We start from the raw sequence: 19,235 nt of genomic DNA on the forward strand, positions 1-19,235 counted from the left end.
GGTACGGCCGGCTACTCCCGTGGTGCGATGCCCGGCCTTCCCGGACGGGGCAGAGTATGGAGTGATCCGCGGATCACCCAAGCCGTGGGCCGGCGGCCTCATCACCATCCACCCCCGGTGGCCGCCGGCCCGTGGCCCGCGTCGCCCCTCGCCTTCCGGAGCACAGCCGATGCCCACACCTCCCGGCCCGCCCGCCGCCGACACGTCCGTGCCGCCCGGCCGGGCGACCGCGGCGACCACCGAGACGCCCGAGCCCCCGGCCGACCGCGCCGCGCGGTTCCGGCTGCCCCGGCACGCCCGCCGGATCTGGCTCGTCGCGCACGTCGCCCTCTCGGTCGGCTGGCTGGGCCTCACCGCCGGCGTGCTCGCCCTCGGCATCGCCGGCCGCTTCTCCGACGACCCGGACACCGTCAAGGCCGCGTACCTGGCCCAGGAGATCTTCGCCGACTGGCTGCTGATCCCGGTCAGCCTGCTCTCCCTGCTGTCCGGTCTGGTGCTGTCCCTCGGCACCACCTGGGGCCTGCTCAAGTACCGCTGGGTGGTCACCAAGTTCTGGCTGACCCTGGCCGCCACCCTGGCCTCGATCTTCGCGCTGCGCGCCTTCATCCACGACGCCGCCGGCCAGGTCGCCGCCGGGACGGTGCCGCCGGACGGCCGGTCCCCGCACGTCCTGGTGATCGCCCCGTCGGTGGCACTGACCATCTACCTGACCGCCACGATCCTCTCCGTGCTGAAGCCCTGGGGCATGACCCGGCGGGGCACCCGGCTGGCCGCCGCCGCCCGGGCCGGCCGCGTCCGCCCGTCCGGTGCCGGCAGCGCGTCCGACCCCGCTGCCGCCCGGAACGTCCGGTCCGCCCCCGGCGCCAAGGACGCCCCCGGCGCCAAGGACGCCGCCGCGCCCGGTACCGCCGACACCGACACCGACGCCGCCGCGGTGCGGCCGGGGCGGTGAGCGGGAGTCCCGGCATGAGCACCGACCACGACCCGCTCGGCGGCCCGCCCTGGACCAGGCCCTCCTGGACGGTGGTCTCCGCCGTCCTGGTGGCGCTGTTCCAGGTGGTCGGTTCCACCGCCGCTGCCCGCCAGCAGCAGGACTACCGCGTCCCGCTGGACGCCGCCGGATACGCCCTGCTGCTGCTCGGCCCGGTCCTGCTGCTGTTCCGCAACCGCTTCCCCGGCCCGGTGGTGATCGCGGTGACCGCCGTCACCACCGGCTACCTGCTGGCCGGTTACCCGTACGGGCCGGTCTTCTTCAGCCTCGCCGTCGCCGTGTACGGCGCGCTGTCCCGGGGCTACCGCCGGGTCGCCTGGATCTCGGTCGGCACCGGCTACCTGGTCCATCTGGCCAGTTCCCACCTGCTGCCGCAGAGCTGGCTGCGCGCGCCCGCGCAGAGCCCCGGCTGGTGGCAGGAGGCCGGGGTGGCCGCCTGGCTGCTGCTGGTCCTGGCCGTGGCCGAGATCATGCGCTCGCGCGGAGAGCAGCTGGCCGCCCGCCGGCTGGCCAGGCGGCAGGCCGAGGAGAACCGGGCCGCCGAGGAGCGGCTCCGGATGGCCCGCGAGCTGCACGACATCCTGGCCCACTCCATCTCGGTGATCCACCTGCAGGCCGGGGTGGCGCTGGAGCTGATCGACCAGCACCCCGAGCAGGTCCGGGCCGCGCTGACCGTCATCAAGGCCACCAGCAAGGAGGCCCTCGGCGAGGTCCGGCAGGTGCTCGGCACCCTGCGGGGCCCCGACGGCCAGGCCCCGCGCACGCCCGCACCCGGGCTGGCCCGGTTGCCCGAACTGGTCACCCAGGCGGGCCACGCCGGCCTCACGGTCTCCGTGGAGACGGCGGGGGAGGGGCGGCCGCTGCCGTCCCAGCTGGAGCTGGCCGCGTTCCGGATCGTCCAGGAGGCGCTCACCAACGTCATCCGCCATTCGGCCGCGCGCAGTGCCACGGTTCTGATGGACTGGACCTCCCCGGAGGGGCTGCTGCTCCGGGTGGACGATCCGGGTCCGGCCGCCGGCGGTGAGGGCGGCGGCTCCGGCAACGGCCTGATCGGCATGCGCGAGCGGGCCGCGGCGTTCGACGGCGAGCTGACGGTCGGTCCGCACGGCGGCGGCTTCCGGGTCCGGGCGTGGCTGCCCGATCCGGCGGGGAAGGACCGGGCGGGGAACGGCGCCGGGCGGACCGGCGCGGAACGGCACGGGCGGTAGCCGGCAGGGCGAGCACAGCGAGGGACGACGAACGACATGATCCGAGTACTGCTGGCGGACGACCAGGTCCTGGTCCGGGCGGGCTTCCGGGCGCTGCTCGACGCCCAGCCCGACATCGAGGTGGTCGGCGAGGCCGACGACGGGGACGCGGCCGTCCGGCTGGTCGGGGAACTCCGGCCGGACGTCGTGCTGATGGACATCCGGATGCCGGGCACCGACGGGCTGGAGGCCACCCGCCGGATCTACGCCGTCCCCGAGCTCTCCGGCGTCCGGGTGGTCGTGCTGACCACGTTCGAGATGGACGAGTACATCTTCGAGGCGCTCCGGCTCGGCGCGGCCGGCTTCCTGGCCAAGGACACCGAGCCGGCCGACCTGCTGCGCGCCGTCCGGGTCGCCGCGGTCGGGGACTCGCTGCTCTCCCCGGGCGTGACCCGCAGGCTGATCGACGAGTTCGCCAGCCGCTCCCGGGAGCCCTCCGACACCGGCCGGTTGCTGGCCTCGCTCACCGACCGTGAGCGCGAGGTGCTCACCCTGGTCGGTATGGGCCTCACCAACGACGACATCGCGCGCCGGCTGGTGGTCAGCCCGCTCACGGCGAAGACGCACGTCAGCCGGGCCATGGTGAAGCTCGGCGTCCGCGACCGGGCGCAGCTGGTGGTGCTCGCCTACGAGTCCGGCCTGGTCCGCCCCGGCTGGCTGGGCTGACCACCGCGCCCCGCCACCGGCCCGCCCGCCACCGGCCCGCCCGCCACCGGCCCGCCCGGCACCGGTCCGCCGGTCTCGCGTGCCCCGCGCCCGAAGCGCGCCGCGCCCGCTCCCCGCGCCGCAACGCCGCTCCTCGCCCCGCCGCCGGCGCGGGAAGTCGGCGGGTCCGACGCCCCGCGCGCGACCACCCGCGCGGAAGGCGCACGACCGGAAGCCGTCCGGCCGGAAGCAGCCCGGTCGCCAGGCCGTACTCCCCGTGTCGTAGCCCGGGTGCCGCTCCCCGGAGGACGCGCCGGACCCCTCCCCGGCGAGAAGCTCGTGGTGGCCTCGGGGAGCGTCCCGGGGCAGGGCCCCCGCCGGAGTGCGCGGGGGGCACACCGAGGAGTTGAACGACATGCAGAGCACCGCGACACTGCTCGCCGACACCGTCTGCCGGGAGGGCTGGGGCCCGTGGGGCGGCGGCCCGGGTCCGTGGTTCCTGATCTTCCCGCTGTTCTGGCTGCTCGTCCTGGTCGTGGTGGTGACCACGCTGCGCCGCCGCGGCGGAGCCGGCCGCGGTCCGTGGGGCCCGCCGTGGGCCGGTGGCCCGTGGGGCGGCGGCCCGGGATGGCGCGGCGGCTGGCCGGGCGGCCCCGAGGGCCCGCTGGCCTCGCTGGCCCGCCGGTACGCCGAGGGCCAGATCACCGAGGAGGAGTACCGGATCCGCCGGGACACCCTGCTGGAGCACCTGGAGGGCCCCGACGACACCAAGCCGGGCCGGGGCGGTGCCAAGTGACGGCGTTCCCCGTCCTCGAACTGGTCGGGACCGACCGGATGGCGGCCCAGGTCTCCGAGGCGGTGAAGGTCTACGGCATCGGCCGGACGGAGGTCCGCGCCCTGGACCACGTGACGGTCGGGTTCCCGGCCGGCCGGCTCACCGCGATCATGGGCCCGTCCGGTTCCGGCAAGTCCACCCTGCTGCACTGCGCGGCAGGGCTGGACCGGCTGACCGCCGGCACCGCGATGATCGGCGACACCGAGCTGGACGGGCTGAGCGACCGCAAGCTGACGGTGCTGCGCCGGGAGCGGATCGGTTTCGTCTTCCAGTCCTTCAACCTGGTGCCGGTGCTGACGGCGCGGGAGAACATCACCCTGCCGGTCGACCTGGCCGGCGGGACGGTGGACGAGTCGTGGGTGGAGACGCTGATCGACGCGGTCGGTCTGCGTGACCGGCTGGGCCACCGGCCGACCGAGCTCTCCGGCGGGCAGCAGCAGCGGGTCGCGCTGGCCCGGGCGCTGGCCGGCCGCCCGGAGGTGGTCTTCGCGGACGAGCCGACCGGCAACCTGGACTCCCGTACCGGGGCCGAGGTGCTGGGCCTGATGCGCCGCGCGGTGGACGACATGGGCCAGACCGTGGTCATGGTCACCCACGACCCGACCGCCGCCGGCTACGCGGACGAGGTGCTCTTCCTCGCCGACGGCCGGCTGGTGGACCGGATGGAGCGGCCCACCCCGGACGGGGTGCTGGACCGGATGAAGGCCTTCGAGCGCGGCTCCGGCGCCGGCCGGGGAGGCGTCCGGTCATGAGCAGCACCACCGCCACCCTCAGGATCAGCCTGCGCTCGCTGGCGGCGCACAAACGGCGGCTGGCCGGGACGTTCACCGCGATCATGCTCGGGGTGAGCTTCCTGGCCGGGACGCTGGTTCTCGGCGACACCCTGCGCAACAGCTTCGACACGCTCTTCGCCGACGCCAACCGGGGCACCGACGCGGTGGTGCGCAGCGCCGACGTCATGGACACCGAGAACACCCCGGGCGGCGTCCGGGCCCCGGTGGACCTCGCGCTCGCCGACCGGCTGCGGTCGGTGCCCGGCGTCGCGGCGGCCGAGCCGGCCGTCCAGGGCTTCGGTCAGCTGATCGGCAGCAACGGCAAGGCGGTGGGCGGCCAGGGGCCGCCCACCCTGGCCGGCTACTGGCAGGCGGACAGCGGGCTGAACCCGTACCGGCTGGCCGAGGGCCGGGCGCCGGAGCAGCCGGGGGAGGCGGTGATCAACCGGGGCGCGGCCAAGGCAGGCGGTCTGGCGGTGGGCGATTCCACGCTGCTGCGCACCCCCGACCCGGTGACGGTGAGGATCGTCGGGATCGCGACCTTCGGCCCCGAGGCCGACGGCATGGGCCAGAACACCTACACCGGGCTGACGCTGGCGGACGCCGAGCGGTACCTGACGCCGAAGGGGCAGGGCCAGGCCAGCTCGATCCAGTTCCGGGCGGCGAGCGGTGTCTCCCAGCAGGAGCTGGTGACGGCGCTGTCCGCGAACCTGCCGTCCGGTCTGGAGGCGGTGACCGGGGCCAAGGTCACCCAGGAGGCCACCGACCAGGTGTCCAGCCGGTTCCTGACCATGTTCACCACGCTGCTGCTGGTGTTCGCGGGTATCGCGCTGCTGGTGGCGACCTTCACCATCTACAACACGTTCGCCATCGTGGTGGCGCAGCGGACGCGGGAGAACGCGCTGCTGCGGGCCCTGGGTGCGGCGCGCGGCCAGGTGCTGGCGGCGACCCTGGCGGAGGCGGTCGCGGTGGGCCTGGCGGCCTCGGTGGCCGGTCTGCTCGGCGGGATCGGTGTGGCGGCGGGGTTGAAGTCGCTGTTCAAGGTGATCGGGTTCAACCTGCCCACCGGCGGGCTGGCGATCAGCGCGGTCTCGGTGGCGCTGCCGCTGCTGGTGGGGACGGTGACGGCGGTCGGTTCGGCGGTGCTGCCGGCGGTCCGGGCCGGTCGGACGGCTCCGCTGGCCGCGATGCGCGCGGTGGCCGTGGACACCGCGGCGGCCGGCCGGGCCGGCCGGATCCGCTGGGCGGTCGGTTCGCTGCTGGTGGCGGCGGGTGTGGTCGGCACGGTGGTCGGTGCGACGAACGGGCCGTCGGTGGCGTTGACGGCGGGCGGTGCGCTGGGCACGCTGCTCGGTGTGGTGGTGCTGGGTCCGGTGTTCGCGACCTTCGTGGTGCGGGTGCTGGGTGCCCCGCTGCCGAGGCTGCGCGGGATGCCCGGCGTGCTGGCGGAGCGGAACGCGGCCCGCAACCCGAAGCGGACGGCGGCGACGGCCAGCGCGCTGATGGTCGGGGTCACGGTGGTGTCGCTGTTCACGGTCTTCGGTGCCTCGATCAAGGCCACGATGGACGACACGGTGAAGAAGACCTTCGCCGGGGACCTCGCGGTCTCGACCGGCGGGTTCCGCGGCGGCGGGCTGAGCCCGAAGCTGGCGGAGGCGATCGGCGGGCTGCCGGAGGTGCAGCAGAGCGTGGGGCTCGGCCGGGGCGTGGCCCGGGTGGACGGCCACGGCCGGACCCTGGACGTCACCGACCCGACGAAGCTGTCCGGCATCGTCGACCTCGGCCGGGTGGACGGTTCGCTCCAGCTGGGGGCGGACGGCCTGGCGGTCTCCCGGACGGAGGCCGAGAAGCACGGCTGGCAGGTGGGTACGCAGGTCCCGGTGCGGTTCAGCGACGGCGCCGAGGCCCCGTTCACGGTGAAGGCGCTCTACCGGGGCGGCGAGCTGACCGGGGACTACCTGATCACCCGGGAGGCCTGGGCGCCGCACAAGGGCCAGGACGCGGACTCGCTGGTGGCGGTGGCGCTGCGTGACGGCGTCTCGCTCGCGGCGGGCAAGGCGGCGGTGACGAAGGCGGCGGAGCCGTTCGGCAACCCGTCGGTGCAGACCAGGTCCGAGTACGCGAAGAGTGCCGCCTCGGTGGTCGACATCATGCTCTCGGTGGTCTACGCGCTGCTGGCGCTGGCGGTGCTGATCGCGCTGCTGGGGATCGCCAACACGCTGACCCTGGCGGTGCACGAGCGGACCAGGGAACTGGGGCTGCTGCGCGCGGTCGGGCAGACCAGGAGCCAGCTGCGGGCGATGGTCCGCTGGGAGTCGGTGCTGGTGGCGCTGTTCGGCACGATCGGCGGGCTGGGCCTGGGGGCGTTCCTCGGCTGGGCGCTGGTGCGGGCGGCCGACACCGAGGGGACGGGCAGCTTCGCGGTGCCGCCGTTGCAGCTGTCGGTGGTGCTGGTGGCCGGGCTGGTGGCGGGCGCGGTGGCCGGGTTGCGGCCGGCCCGCCGGGCGGCCCGGCTGGACATCCTGCGGGCGATCGCGGCCGGCTGAGCGCCGGGGCGGACGCGACGGAGCCCGGGCCCCCCGACCAACGGGGCCCGGGCTCCGGCGCGTGCGCGGAGGCGGTCGGCTCAGGCCGCGGCCGGCAGCTCGTCCAGGCCCTCCTGGACGAGCCGGGCCAGGCGGTCCAGGGCCTCGTCGGCGCCCTCGGCGTCGGAGGCCAGGACGACCTCCTCGCCGCCCTCGGCGCCGAGGCCGAGCAGGCCGAGCATGGAGGCGGCGTTGACCGGCTTGCCGCCGGGCTTGGCGATGGTGATCGGCACGCCGGTGGCGGTCACGGCCTTGACGAAGACGGAGGCGGGACGGGCGTGCAGGCCCTCGGCCCAACCGATGGTGACGCGGCGCTCAGCCATGAGACGTGCCTTTCCGGTAAAGCTGGTCATGGCCGTGATGGGGGAATCGACCATGTTGTCTAGACCAGTGTTGCATGCAGCCGACCCCTGCGAGGAGCTGCGTTCGGGACTTGTGATTGTTTCTTTCGGGGGCATAACCGGCGCATAACCCCCGGCCAACGGCCGTGTCCACCCTGCCTCGTGCGCACGCCCGGCGCCATTCGGCTCGCCGCCGGATAACCTGACGAATGTGGACGACCCCGCGGCACCGCCCCCCCAGCAGGACCAGCAGGACCGGCCGGTCCGGCCGGGCGAGAAGGACCGGCAGCACGGCCGGCCCGCCGAGCCGGACTACCCCCAGCACTGGGAGGCGGACATCCTGCTGCGCGACGGCGGCACGGCCCGGATCCGGCCGATCGGCACCGCCGACGCCGGCCGCCTGGTCGAGTTCTACGAACAGGTCTCCGACCAGTCCAAGTACTTCCGCTTCTTCGCGCCCTACCCCAGGCTCTCCGACAAGGACGTCCGCCGCTTCACCCACCACGACTTCGTCAACCGGGTCGGCCTCGCCGTCGTCGTCCGCGACCGCTTCATCGCCACCGTCCGGTACGACCGGATCGACGCCGACGGCCGCCCCTCCGAGACCGGCACCGACGCCGAGGTGGCCTTCCTGGTCCAGGACGCCCACCAGGGCCGCGGCGTCGCCTCCGCCCTGCTGGAACACATCGCCGCGGTCGCCCAGGAGCGCGGCATCCGCCGCTTCCAGGCCGAGGTGCTGCCCGAGAACCGCAAGATGGTGAAGGTCTTCACCGACGCCGGTTACACCCAGCACCGCAGCTTCGCCGACGGCGTCGTCCACCTGGAGTTCGACCTCGAACCGACCGCCGCCTCGCTCGCCGTCATGCGGGCCCGCGAGCACCGCGCCGAGGCCCGGTCCGTCCAACGGCTGCTCACCCCGCGCTCGGTCGCGGTGATCGGCGCCTCCCGTAACCCGCAGACCGTCGGCCGGGCCCTGCTCCGCGACCTGCTGGCCGGTTCCGCCGACGAGGACCGGCCCGTCTACGCGGTCAACCGCAACGCCCCGCCCGGCACCGAGCTGGACGGCGTCCCGGTGCACCGCTCGATCCTGGACATCCCCGGGCCGGTCGACCTCGCGGTGATCGCCGTCCCCGTCTCCGCCGTCCCCGCGGCCGTCGCCGAGTGCGGCGCGCACGGCGTGCAGGGCCTGGTGGTGGTCACCGCCGGGTACGCCGAGACCGGCCCCGAGGGCCGCGACCGGCAGCGCGCCCTGGTCCGCCAGGCCCGCGCGGCCGGCATGCGGGTGATCGGCCCGAACGCCTTCGGCCTGATCTCCACCGACCCCGACCGCCCGCTGAACGCCTCGCTGGCCCCCGTCCTGCCCGGCCGGGGCGGCTTCGGCGTCTTCTGCCAGTCCGGCGCGATCGGCGTCGCCCTCCTGGAGTCCGCCCACCGGCGCGGCCTCGGCATCTCCTCCTTCGCCTCGGTCGGCAACCGCGCCGACGTCTCCGGCAACGACTTCCTCCAGTACTGGGCCGAGGACCCGTCCACCGACGTCGTCCTGCTCTACCTGGAGTCCTTCGGCAACCCGCGCAAGTTCACCCGGATCGCCCGCCGGCTCGCCCAGGCCAAGCCGGTGGTCGTGGTCAAGGGAGCCCGCCACACCGGCAGCCTCCCGCCCGGTCACGCCGTCCCGTCCACCGCCACCGGCCTGCGCGACGCCACCGTCGACGCGCTCTTCCAGCAGGCCGGCGTCACCCGGGTGGAGACCATCACCGAGCTGTACGACACCGGCGAACTGCTCGCCCTCCAGCCGCTGCCGCCCGGCGACCGGGTCGCCGTCGTCGGCAACTCCGACTCGCTCGGCCTGCTCACCCACGACGCCTGCCTCTCCGCGGGCCTGCGCCCGCGCACCCCCGTCGACCTCACCACCGCCGCCACCGGCGAGAACTTCCGGATCGCCCTGGACACCGCGCTGGACGACCCGGCGGTGGACGCGGTGATCGCCGTCGCCATCCCGCCGATCGGGACCTCCGCGCACGCGTTCATGGGCGGCCGGCTCACCGGCCCGGACGACCCCGAGGTCGGCTCCGACGACCCCGAGATCGCCGCCGCCCTGCTGGAGGCCGGCACCCGCGCCCGGGCCCTGGGCAAGCCGCTGCTCCTCGCCCACCTGGCGCTCACCGACCTGCCGTCCCGGCTGCGCCCCGGCGGCATCCCGGCCTACCCCGCACCGGAACGGGCCGTGCACGCGCTGGCCCACGCCGTCCACTACGCCGACTGGCGCCGCCGGATGGCCGAGGCCGAGGAGACCGCCCGGGTCCCCGAGCTCGACCGGATCGACGAGGCCGGCGCCCGCGGCCTGGTCGAGGCCGCGCTCTCCACCCGCGCCGCGATCGCCGCCCGCACCCAGCCCGGCGGAGCCCGGATCACCCTGCCCGACGCCGACACCGTCGCGCTGCTCGCCCGCTACGGCATCGACGTCTCGCCGACGCTGCCCGCCCCCGACGAGGAGACCGCCGTGCGGGCCGCCGCGACCCTCGGCTACCCCGTCGCCCTCAAGGCCACCGCGCCGCACCTGCGCCACCGTCCCGACCTCGGCAGCGTCCGGCTGGACCTGACCGGCGAAGCCGGGCTGCGCCGTGCGCACCGGGAGCTGGACGCCCTGCTCGGCGGCGCCGCCGAGGCCGCGCTGGTGGTGCAGCGGCTCGCCCCGCGCGGGGTGGACACCGTGATCGGGGCCACCGTCGACTCGGCGGTCGGCGCGATCCTCTCCTTCGGCCTGGCCGGTGCCCCCGCCGAACTCCTGGGCGACGTCGCCCACCGGCTGGTTCCGGCCACCGACCAGGACGTCGCCGGGCTGGTCCGCGAGGTCCGCGCGGCCCCGCTGCTGTTCGGCTGGCGCGGCGCCGAGGCGGTCGACACCGGCGCGCTGGAGGAGCTGCTGCTGCGGGTGTCCCGGCTGGTCGACGACCTGCCGGAGGTCGCCTCGGTGGATCTCGAACCGGTGGTCGTCGCCCCGCACGGGCTGGCGATCCTGGGGGCGCGCGTGCGGATCGCGCCCCTGCCGGTCCGCAGTGATCTGGGTCCGCGCGCGATGAGCACGCTGTAACCTTCCTTGGTTGCGTCCGGACCGCGGGCGCCGTTGTCCGAAGCTCGGCGCCGTGCCGCCCGCTTCGTCGGCGGACCATGCCAGGATGGAGTTATGGCGAAGACCGGTACCACCACCACGCAGGACCTGCGCTCGGCGATCGAACGCAGCGGCTACTACCCGGCCCTGGTGTCCGAGGCGGTGGAGTCCGCGGTGGGCCCCGAGCCGATCAGCTCCTACCTGGTGCACCAGGAGACCACGTTCGACGCCAACGAGGTCCGCCGGCACGTCACGGTGCTGGTCCTCACCTCCACGCGGTTCGTGGTGAGCCACACCGACGAGCAGTCCGGTGACGCGACCACCCCCGCCGTCCCGTACGCGACGACCTCCACCGAGAGCGTCCGGCTGGACCGGATCAACTCCGTCGTGGTGAGCCGGATGGTCGCCAACCCGGAGACCTACACCCCGGGCACCCTCCCGCGCGAGGTCGTGCTCACCATCGGCTGGGGCGCCGTCCAGCGCCTCGACCTCGAACCGGCCGGCTGTTCCGACCCCAACTGCGAGGCGGACCACGGCTACACCGGTTCGGCCACGGCCGACGACCTGTCCCTGCGGGTCAGCGAGGCCGGCGACGGCCCGGAGACGGTCGCCCAGGCGCTGGTCTTCGCCCGCGCGCTCTCCGAGGCGACGACCGGCGGCGGCTCCCGGGTCTGAACCCGGGTCTGAACCCGGTTCCCGCCCGACCCCCGCCCGCCCGACCCCGAAGGACCGATCGCCACCGGACCGACCCGTACACCGGACCGGTCCCCGCCGGACCGACCCGTACCGACGCACGCCCGGACGCGGCCCCGCCACCGCGCCCGTGACGCACCGGCCAGCCAGGAAGCCACCCCCGCCACATGCCCTTCGCCCCCGACGACTACGACGCCTTCGAGTTCCTCGACCCGGCCGCCGCCCCCGCGCCCCCCTACGGCAGCGGCTCGCTCTGCGACCTGCTGCCCTCGGTGGCGGCCGGCCTCGGCGTCCCGGGCTTCACCACGACGCTGCCGATCGCGCCCGCCGACCGCGTGGTGGTCTTCCTGGTCGACGGCCTCGGCTGGGAGCTGCTGCTGCGCCACCCCGAGTACGCGCCGTTCCTCTCCTCGCTGACCTCCGGCTCGCTCGGCGGCACCGGTCGCCCGCTGACCGCCGGCTTCCCCTCCACCACCGCCACCTCGCTGGCCTCGGTGGGCACCGGCACCCCGCCCGGTCTGCACGGCCTGGTCGGCTACACGGTGGCCGTCCCCGGCGCCGGGCACCTGATGAACCAGCTCCGCTGGCAGCCGCCGACCGACCCGGCGGCCTGGCAGCCGTACCCGACCGTCTTCCAGCAGACCCACGCCGCCGGGGTGGCCACCGCCCAGGTGTCGTCCCCGCTCTTCGCCCAGACGCCGCTGACCAGGGTGGCGCTCTCCGGCGGCACCTTCCACGGCCGTACCACCGGCGAGGAGCGGATGGACCTGGCCGCCGCCTGGCTGGCCGAGCACGACCGCGCGCTGGTCTACACCTACGTCAGCGAACTGGACGGCGCGGGGCACCGCTTCGGCGTGGACTCCGACGAGTGGCGGATGACCCTGGACGCGGTCGACCGGCTCGCCCGCCGGCTCGCCGAACAGCTGCCGCCGCGCTCGGCGATGTACGTCACGGCCGACCACGGCATGATCGACATCGCCCCCGAGGACCGCATCGACTTCGACGAGGACTGGGAGCTCGGCGCCGGCGTCGCCCTGCTCGGCGGCGAGGGGCGGGCCCGGCACGTCTACGCGGTCCCCGGCGCGGCCGCGGACGTCCACACGGTCTGGAGCGAGGTGCTCGGCGACCGGATGTGGGTGGCCACCCGCGACCAGGCGATCGCCGCCGGCTGGTTCGGCCCCGCGGTGGACGACCGGGTCTACCACCGGATCGGCGACGTGGTCGCCGCCGCCCGGGACGACATCGCGATCACCGCCTCCCGCAACGAGCCCGGCGAGTCCGCGATGATCGGCCTGCACGGCTCGATGACCCCGGTCGAGCAGTTCGTGCCGCTGCTCGAAGTCCGCAGCTGAACTCCCCCGATCCGAAAGGCCTCTGCACCACCCATGGCTGAACTGGTGTTCTTCTCGGGCACGATGGACTGCGGCAAGTCGACGCTCGCGCTCCAGATGGACCACAACCACGCCGCCCGCGGTCGGCAGGGGATCATCCTCACCCGTAACGACCGGGCCGGAAAGGCCACCATCTCCAGCCGCCTCGGCCTGCGCGCCGACGCGGTCGAGGTGGCCGACGGCTTCGACTTCCACGCGCACGTCGTGCAGCGGCTCTCGGCCGGCGGTCGGGTCGACTACCTGATCTGTGACGAGGCCCAGTTCTTCGCCGCCGAGCAGGTCGACCAGCTCGCCCGGGTGGTCGACGAACTCGACATCGACGTCTACACGTTCGGCATCACCACCGACTTCCGCACCCGGCTCTTCCCCGGGTCGCAGCGGCTGATCGAGCTGGCCGACCGGGTCGAGGTGCTCCAGGTCGAGGCGCTCTGCTGGTGCGGTGCCCGCGCCACCCACAACGCCCGGACCGTCGGCGGCGTGATGGTGGTCGAGGGCGCCCAGGTCGTGATCGGCGACATCTCGGTCCGCGACGACGAGGTCGGCTACGAGGTGCTCTGCCGCCGCCACCACCGCCGCCGGCTCACCGCCGCCACCGCCCGGGCCTCCGTCCTCTCCCCGGACGTCCTCCCCTTCGAGGAGCAGCAGCCCACGCTCTGAGGCACACGGACCGACAGGTCCGCGGTCGGGTCGCGTCAGGCCCCGGGTCGGGTCAGGTCAGGCCCCGGGCTTCGAGCACCGAGAAGTGCCCGCCACGCGGGTCGGCCAGCCGGGCCGCCCGGCCGCGCACCGTCTCCTGCGGCGGGACCAGCACCCGGCCGCCCAGCTCCGCCGCCCGGCGGGCCGTCAAGTCGACGTCCCGCACGGCGAAATGGGACCGCCAGCGCGGCGGGTGGCCGCGCAGCTCGTCGCCGCGGCGGATCCCGGCGACCGGCCGGCCGCCCACCAGCAGCGCCGACCCGCCCTCGGCCGCCGCCGCCGACACCCCGAGCACCGCACGGTAGAAGGCCGCCGCCCCGTCCGCGTCCGGGGTGAGCAGTTCCGCCCAGGCCGGGCCGCCCGGCTCGGGCCCGGTCTCCCGGCCCGGGTGCTCCTCGCCCTGCCAGAGCCCGAAGACCGCGCCGGAGACGTCGGAGGCGATCGCCAGCCGCCCGGCCCGCTCGGCCTGCAGCGGCCCGACCGCGACCGTCCCGCCGCACTCCCGCACCGACTGGGTCGCCCGGTCGGCGTCGTCCACCGCGAAGTACGTGGTCCACTGCACGGGGAAGCCCGTCACCGAGGACTCCCCGAGGCCGGCCACCGACTCCCCGCCGAGCCGGGCCCGGACGTACTCGCCGAGCGGGCCGGGGCCCGGCGCGAAGTCCCAGCCGAGCAGTTCGCCGTAGAACGCCCGGGAGCCGGGCAGGTCGTCGGTCATCAGGCTGACCCAGCACGGGGTGCCCTGGGCCAGCCGGAGTGTCACCGCGGGCATGACAGTCTCCTCACGGGCGGTAGGCGCACGAAACGGCGCAGTGAGGGTGATGCTTCCACCGTGGCGTGCATCGAACCCTCGGGCCGCGCGGAAAGTCCGGCAAAGACCGGACAAAGAGCACCGGCCGGGTCGCGCTGCGCCAGAATGGCCGCCATGACGACCCATCACGATGATTCCCCGCTGGTCTCGGTGACCGACCTGCGGGCGGCGCTCGACTCCGCGCACCCGCCGGTTCTGCTCGACGTGCGCTGGCAGCTCGGCGGCCCGCCCGGCATCGACGACTACTCGGCGGGCCACCTGCCCGGCGCCCACTTCGTGTCCCTGGACACGGATCTCGCCGCCCCGGCCGGCCCGCCCGGTCGCGGTGGCCGTCACCCGTTGCCCGACCCGGAGGCGTTCGGCGCCGCCCTGCGGGGCTTCGGCGTCAGCGCCGACCGCCCGGTGGTGCTGTACGACGGCGCGACCTCGCTGGCCGCGGCCCGCGCCTGGTGGCTGCTGCGCTGGGCCGGCCACCCGGACGTCCGCGTCCTGGACGGCGGTTTCGCGGCCTGGCAGGAGGCCGGCCTGCCGGTGACCACCGAGGTGCCGCCCGCCGGGGAGGGCGACTTCAAGCCGGTCCCGGGGCAGTTGCCGACGGTCGACGCGGAGGGCGCCGCCGTCTGGGCCCGTGAGGGTCTGCTGCTGGACGCCCGGGCGGGGGAGCGCTACCGCGGCGAGACCGAGCCGATCGACCCGCGTGCCGGGCACATCCCGGGTGCGGTCTCGGCGCCGACCACCGAGAACGTCGGCCCGGACGGCCGCTTCCTGGCGCCCGCCGAACTCGCCGCCCGGTTCCGGGCGCTGGGAGCGGGGGAGCGGGGGACGGCCGTCTACTGCGGCTCCGGGGTGACCGCCGCGCACCAGATCCTGGCGCTGGCGGTGGCCGGCCTGCCGGCCACCCTCTACCCGGGCTCCTGGAGCGAGTGGTCCGGTGACGAGACCCGGCCGGTCGCGGTCACCGACCAGCCGGGCTGATCCCGGGCTCGGCCGACGCCACCCCGTGACGGGTGACGGGTGACGGTGTGACGAAGGGGCGGGAGGCCACGGCCTCCCGCCCCTTCGTCACACCGTCGTGCCCGGTGTCACTCCTGCTTCTTGCGCCGGCTGCCGAAGACGATCTCGTCCCAGCTCGGCACGGTGGCCCGGCGCCCGGGCCGGACGCCGTCCGCCTCGGCCTGCCGGTCGGTGGTGCCGACCAGTCGCTCCCGGTGCGGCGCGACCGCGCGCGGCATCAGGATGTCCGCGTACGCGGAGCCCGCGCCGACCGCCGGAGCGGCGGCCGCCGGTTCCTCGGCCTCCTCGGCGACCTCGGCGGGCATCGGCTCGACCGGCGGCGGGGCGCCCACGGCGAGGTCGCCCCGGAACGCCGGGACGACGTCCAGCAGGCTGGTCAGCGAGTCCCTGGCCTCGGCCGTCGCCTCGCGGGACTCGCGCACCTCGCGGGACGACATGATCCGGTCCGCGGAGGGACGGTCGATCATCGGCCGCAGCGGCCGGTCGTGGGGGAGCCGGGCGATCCGCGGGATGAACGGGAAGACCGACTCCTCCTCGCGCTCGACGTTCTCGCCGATCAGCGCGCGGGCCTCGTCGTCGTTGGGCTGCACCAGGCGCCGGGGCGGGTCGTACGTCCAGGCCGCGCTGCGGCCCTCGCCGTCGGCCCGGTAGGAGAGGATGACCTCCCACGTACCGTCGTCGCGGCGCCAGGAGTCCCAGCGCTCGGTGTCCTTCTCCGCGCCGCGCAGCGCCAGCCGCTCGGCCACCGCCTCGCCCAGCTGGGGGCCGGAGGACTCGCCGTGCCGGCGGATCGCGGTCTTCCGGGCCCGCTCGGCCATGAAGGCGCGCTCGGCCAGGACGGGACCCTCGAAGCGTCGGACGCGGTCGACGGAGATGCCGGCCGCCTGCGCGACCTCCTCGGCGGAGGCACCGGCTCGTATCCGGGCCTGGATGTCCCGAGGACGGAGGTGGCTCTCCACCTCGATCTCGATCTGGCCGAGACGCGGACGGTCACCACGGATGGCGGCACGAAGCCGCTCGTCGATGGGAAGGGTGTACTCCGTGCTGTCGGCGGCCTTGAGCACCAGCCGTGTGCCGTCGTTGCTGACGGCCACAACCCGCAGTTCGGGCACGGTTACCTCCCGGGTGGTGCCTGCCGACGTCACCTGCGTCGCTGCTCCCGTACTGAGTGTGGCCTGCCCGCTCGCGACTGGCCACAACCTTGCTGAGTTCCCCGGCGTGTCGGGCTTACGCCCGGTCACGCCGCTGTGGCACGGTTGCCTTTTTGCCACGCCATCCGTCGACGTCGCGCCTGGGTGTCCCGGCCGTTCTCGCACGCGCAGTGAACGCGACGATCCGGGACGGGCGTCGCCGTGCGTGTCTGCACCGTGGCTCCTTGTCGGCTTCCCTGTTGATGGGTAGTCGACAAGTCGACCCAAGGCTCAGGCTTTACGAACAGTACTCCATTCGTGGCAACCAGAGGGGCGGCTCGCCGCTCAAGTCTCCCGCGATTCACGGGAATCTCAAGAGCGCACGACCTCAATGGCCGAGGATCACCCGGTGAACGGTGATCATCTTCACATATATCTCCCGCACAGAACCGCATTTTCGACCCTTGTGTCCTTCTTTGGGCAAGATGGAGTGACTTGTTCGAAAGACAGTCGTACTGACTTGAGGGATGTCGATGCCGCAGGAGAAGCCCGCCGGGGAGGACGGCAAGGAAGGTCGCAGGCGAATTGATCTGAGTGTGGCTCAGGTCGTGGCGAGTGCGCTGGCCACGGTGGTGGGGGCGCTGCTCGCGTCCGAACTCGGGGTCTACGGAACCATTCTGGGCGCGGCCGTGGTGAGTGTCGGCGCGACCACCGGCGGTGCGGTGTTCCAGCACGTTTTCAAAAGGACCGGCGAACAGCTGCGGGAGGCGGTGGACCGCACCGCCGCGCCGGGCCAGTTGGCGAACGGGCTGCGGCAGGCGACCGGACCGCACCCGGTGCCGGGGGTCTCCACCACCCCGTCCTCGACCCGCCCTTCCGAGCCGCTCTCCGCGGAGTGGAACGCCCCGCGCGTGGTCCGGGCGCGTCGGCGCTGGACGTGGAAGTCGTACGCGACGGTCTCCGCGCTGGTCTTCACGCTCGCGATGGTGCCGATACTCGCGTTCGAGCTCGCCACCGGGCAGCCGGTGTCCGCGACGGTGAAGGGCGGGTCGGGTACCGGCACCTCGCTGGGCGGCACGGTCGAGCGGAAGCCACCGGCCCCGTCGGACGGCGGGCCGTCGGGTGGCGGACCCTCCTCCGTCCCCTCGCCCGTGCCGTCTCCCGGTGCGACCGGCGGTCCGGGGGCCTCGCCCTCGGCGGGCAAGGGCGGCGGCGCCTCGGAACGCCCGAGCCCGGGAACGAGTCCGAGCGCGGGCACCGGGACGTCCGGCGCCGCGTCCCCCTCGGCCGGCTCCACGCCGGACCCGGGCGGGAGTCCGGGCGCGACGCCCTCCGCCCGCCCCTCCGGCGAGTCGTCCGCGCCGTCCGGGGGCGGGGCCTCCGCCGGTCCGTCCGGCGGTGCGACGCCGAAGCCCCCGGCCCCGGGTACCGCGGTCGTCCCGCCGGCGGCCACCGCCCCGGCGGCTCCGGATCCGCAGCAGCAGCCGGGCGGGTCGGGTCAGTAGGGCCGGCCGAGACGGCCGAGGCAGGCGGGTCGGGCGGGTCGGGCAGGTCGGGCGGGGAAGCGGCTAGGCCCCCAGCACCCGGCGGAGGTGGTCGTTGCCGAACCGGCGGTCCGGGTCGACCTCGTCCCGCAGCGCGGTGAAGTCCGCGAACCGGGGGTAGGCCCCGGCGAGGTACTCGGCGTCCCGGGTGTGCAGCTTGCCCCAGTGCGGCCGCCCCCGGTGGGCGGTCATGAGCTGCTCGACGGCCGTGAAGTAGCCCTGTTCGGCGGTGCCCCGGTAGAGGTGGACGGCGATGTAGGCGGTGTCCCGGCCGTGGGCGGTGGAGAGCCAGAGGTCGTCGGCGGGCGCGAACCGCACCTCGACCGGGAAGCTGATCCGCCAGTCCGACCGTTCGACCATCGCCCTCAGCTCGCGCAGGACGTCGCCGACCGCCTCACGCGGCACCGCGTACTCCATCTCGGTGAACCGGACCGTGCGGGGGCTGGTGAACACCCGGTACGCGGTGTCGGTGTAGCTCCGGTCCGACCAGGCGCGGCTGGCCACCGCGGCGATGGCGGGCACCGCGGCGGGGAACCGGCGGCCGACCCGGCAGGCCCCCTCCCAGACGGTGTTGGAGAGGAAGTCGTCCTCCAGCCACTCCTTGAACCGGGGCAGCGGTGCGGCCGGCCCCTGGCTGCGGTTGTTCCGCTTGGTCGAGCAGCGGGACGTGTGCGGGAACCAGTAGAACTCGAAGTGCTCGTTGACGGCGGTCAGGTCGTCCAGCCGCTCCAGTACCTCGTCGAAGCCCATCGGCTGCTCGTGGGCGGTGAGGAGGAAGGCCGGTTCCACCGCGAAGGTGAGCGCGGTGATCACGCCGAGCGCGCCGAGGCCGAGCCGGGCCCCCTCGAAGAGCCGCGCGTTCTCGGTGGGGGAGCACTGCCGGATGCTGCCGTCGGCGAGCACGATCTCCAGCCCGCGGAGCTGGGCGGCGAGCGAGGCGGAGTCCCGGCCGGTGCCGTGGGTGCCGGTACTGGTGGCGCCGGCCGCGGTCTGCACCTCGATGTCGCCCATGTTGGTGAGCGAGAGGCCGGCGGCGGCGAGCACCCGGTTGAGCCGGTGCAGCGGGAGCCCGGCCTCGACGGTGACCGTGCCGTTCTCCCGGTCGACGCCCCGGACGGCGGTCATCGCGTGCGGGCGGACCAGGACGCCGTCCCCGGCGGAGGCGATCGAGGTGAAGGAGTGGCCGGAGCCGACCGCCTTGACCGTCCGGCCCCCGTCGGCGGCGCGCAGGATCTCCTTGGCCAGTTCCTCCGCCGTCCCGGGGGTGACCGCCCGGGCCGGGTGGGCGCTCTGGTTGCCCGCCCAGTTGGTCCAGCGGGTACGGGCTGCGGTCCTGGCCTGGGGCATTGCGGCGCCTCCTGCTCCGTGGCCGAGCGGCGTCGGCGCACCTGGGTCCCTACCCGCGGGTAGCCCACGGGTAGGGAGGAGGG

16 protein-coding genes are annotated in these 19,235 nt (G+C 74.9%); 12 read left to right on the top strand and 4 right to left on the bottom strand.

All coding sequences use genetic code 11. The features are described 5' to 3' along the window. Positions 1–169: 169 nt before the first annotated feature. The 6 genes from PUR56_RS21115 (at position 170) to PUR56_RS21140 (ending at position 7,037) form a co-directional block, all read left to right on the top strand. A complete protein-coding gene (locus tag PUR56_RS21115) occupies positions 170–952 on the top strand; it encodes a DUF2269 domain-containing protein (RefSeq protein ID WP_329950040.1) in 783 nt (260 codons plus the stop codon). 14 nt (positions 953–966) lie between these two features. Next, positions 967–2,199, top strand: a complete 1,233-nt coding sequence (locus PUR56_RS21120) for a sensor histidine kinase (protein WP_329950041.1) — start codon at positions 967–969, stop codon at positions 2,197–2,199. A gap of 36 nt (positions 2,200–2,235) precedes the next feature. Next, positions 2,236–2,904, top strand: coding sequence for a response regulator transcription factor (locus PUR56_RS21125; protein ID WP_329882657.1), 669 nt, complete (start codon positions 2,236–2,238; stop codon positions 2,902–2,904). Positions 2,905–3,298: 394 nt separating this feature from the next. Further along, positions 3,299–3,679, top strand: a complete 381-nt coding sequence (locus tag PUR56_RS21130; RefSeq protein WP_329882658.1) for an SHOCT domain-containing protein — start codon at positions 3,299–3,301, stop codon at positions 3,677–3,679. Between the two features lie 38 nt (positions 3,680–3,717). Next, on the top strand, positions 3,718–4,470 hold the full coding sequence (locus tag PUR56_RS21135; protein ID WP_329882682.1) for an ABC transporter ATP-binding protein: 753 nt from the start codon (positions 3,718–3,720) through the stop codon (positions 4,468–4,470). After that, the gene (locus tag PUR56_RS21140; RefSeq protein WP_329950042.1) at positions 4,467–7,037 is read left to right on the top strand and encodes an ABC transporter permease; all 2,571 of its coding nucleotides are present in this window, start codon (positions 4,467–4,469) and stop codon (positions 7,035–7,037) included. Before PUR56_RS21135 ends, PUR56_RS21140 begins: the two co-directional genes overlap by 4 nt. Positions 7,038–7,117: 80 nt before the next feature. Here the strand turns inward: PUR56_RS21140 and PUR56_RS21145 are convergent, their stop codons facing one another. After that, positions 7,118–7,399, bottom strand: a complete 282-nt coding sequence (locus PUR56_RS21145) for an HPr family phosphocarrier protein (protein ID WP_329882660.1) — start codon at positions 7,397–7,399, stop codon at positions 7,118–7,120. Between the two features lie 355 nt (positions 7,400–7,754). Between PUR56_RS21145 and PUR56_RS21150 the strand changes: the two genes are divergently transcribed. The 4 genes from PUR56_RS21150 (at position 7,755) to PUR56_RS21165 (ending at position 13,267) form a co-directional block, all read left to right on the top strand. Further along, positions 7,755–10,508, top strand: coding sequence for a bifunctional acetate--CoA ligase family protein/GNAT family N-acetyltransferase (locus PUR56_RS21150; RefSeq protein ID WP_329950059.1), 2,754 nt, complete (start codon positions 7,755–7,757; stop codon positions 10,506–10,508). Positions 10,509–10,601: 93 nt separating this feature from the next. After that, complete coding sequence (locus tag PUR56_RS21155) at positions 10,602–11,201, top strand: DUF5998 family protein (protein ID WP_329950043.1); 600 nt, start codon at positions 10,602–10,604, stop codon at positions 11,199–11,201. A 185-nt stretch (positions 11,202–11,386) separates the two neighbouring features. Then, positions 11,387–12,571 carry an alkaline phosphatase family protein gene (locus tag PUR56_RS21160; protein ID WP_329950044.1) on the top strand — a complete coding sequence of 395 codons (1,185 nt, stop codon included), beginning with the start codon at positions 11,387–11,389 and terminating at the stop codon, positions 12,569–12,571. A gap of 33 nt (positions 12,572–12,604) precedes the next feature. Continuing rightward, entirely contained in the window at positions 12,605–13,267 is a 663-nt protein-coding gene (locus PUR56_RS21165) for a thymidine kinase (protein ID WP_329882663.1), read from the top strand. Positions 13,268–13,319: 52 nt separating this feature from the next. Here PUR56_RS21165 and PUR56_RS21170 read toward each other — a convergent pair whose 3' ends face one another. Continuing rightward, positions 13,320–14,078 (bottom strand): VOC family protein, encoded by a 759-nt coding sequence (locus PUR56_RS21170; RefSeq protein WP_329950045.1) that lies wholly within the window; start codon positions 14,076–14,078, stop codon positions 13,320–13,322. A gap of 153 nt (positions 14,079–14,231) precedes the next feature. Here PUR56_RS21170 and PUR56_RS21175 point away from each other — a divergent pair, with 153 nt between their 5' ends. After that, positions 14,232–15,092, top strand: coding sequence for a sulfurtransferase (locus PUR56_RS21175; protein ID WP_329950046.1), 861 nt, complete (start codon positions 14,232–14,234; stop codon positions 15,090–15,092). Positions 15,093–15,199: 107 nt separating this feature from the next. On the opposite strand, the gene sepH is transcribed toward PUR56_RS21175, so the two are convergent. Beyond that, positions 15,200–16,276: a septation protein SepH gene (gene sepH / locus PUR56_RS21180; RefSeq protein ID WP_329882666.1), complete on the bottom strand. Its 1,077-nt coding sequence runs from the start codon at positions 16,274–16,276 to the stop codon at positions 15,200–15,202. 581 nt (positions 16,277–16,857) lie between these two features. Here sepH and PUR56_RS21185 point away from each other — a divergent pair. Beyond that, positions 16,858–17,766, top strand: coding sequence for a hypothetical protein (locus tag PUR56_RS21185; RefSeq protein ID WP_329950047.1), 909 nt, complete (start codon positions 16,858–16,860; stop codon positions 17,764–17,766). 63 nt (positions 17,767–17,829) lie between these two features. On the opposite strand, the gene PUR56_RS21190 is transcribed toward PUR56_RS21185, so the two are convergent. Continuing rightward, positions 17,830–19,152, bottom strand: a complete 1,323-nt coding sequence (locus PUR56_RS21190; protein ID WP_329950048.1) for a D-arabinono-1,4-lactone oxidase — start codon at positions 19,150–19,152, stop codon at positions 17,830–17,832. Positions 19,153–19,235 lie beyond the last annotated feature (83 nt).

Origin of the sequence: Streptomyces sp. BE303, from assembly GCF_036290945.1 — a bacterium.
Classification (GTDB): Bacteria; Actinomycetota; Actinomycetes; order Streptomycetales; family Streptomycetaceae; genus Kitasatospora.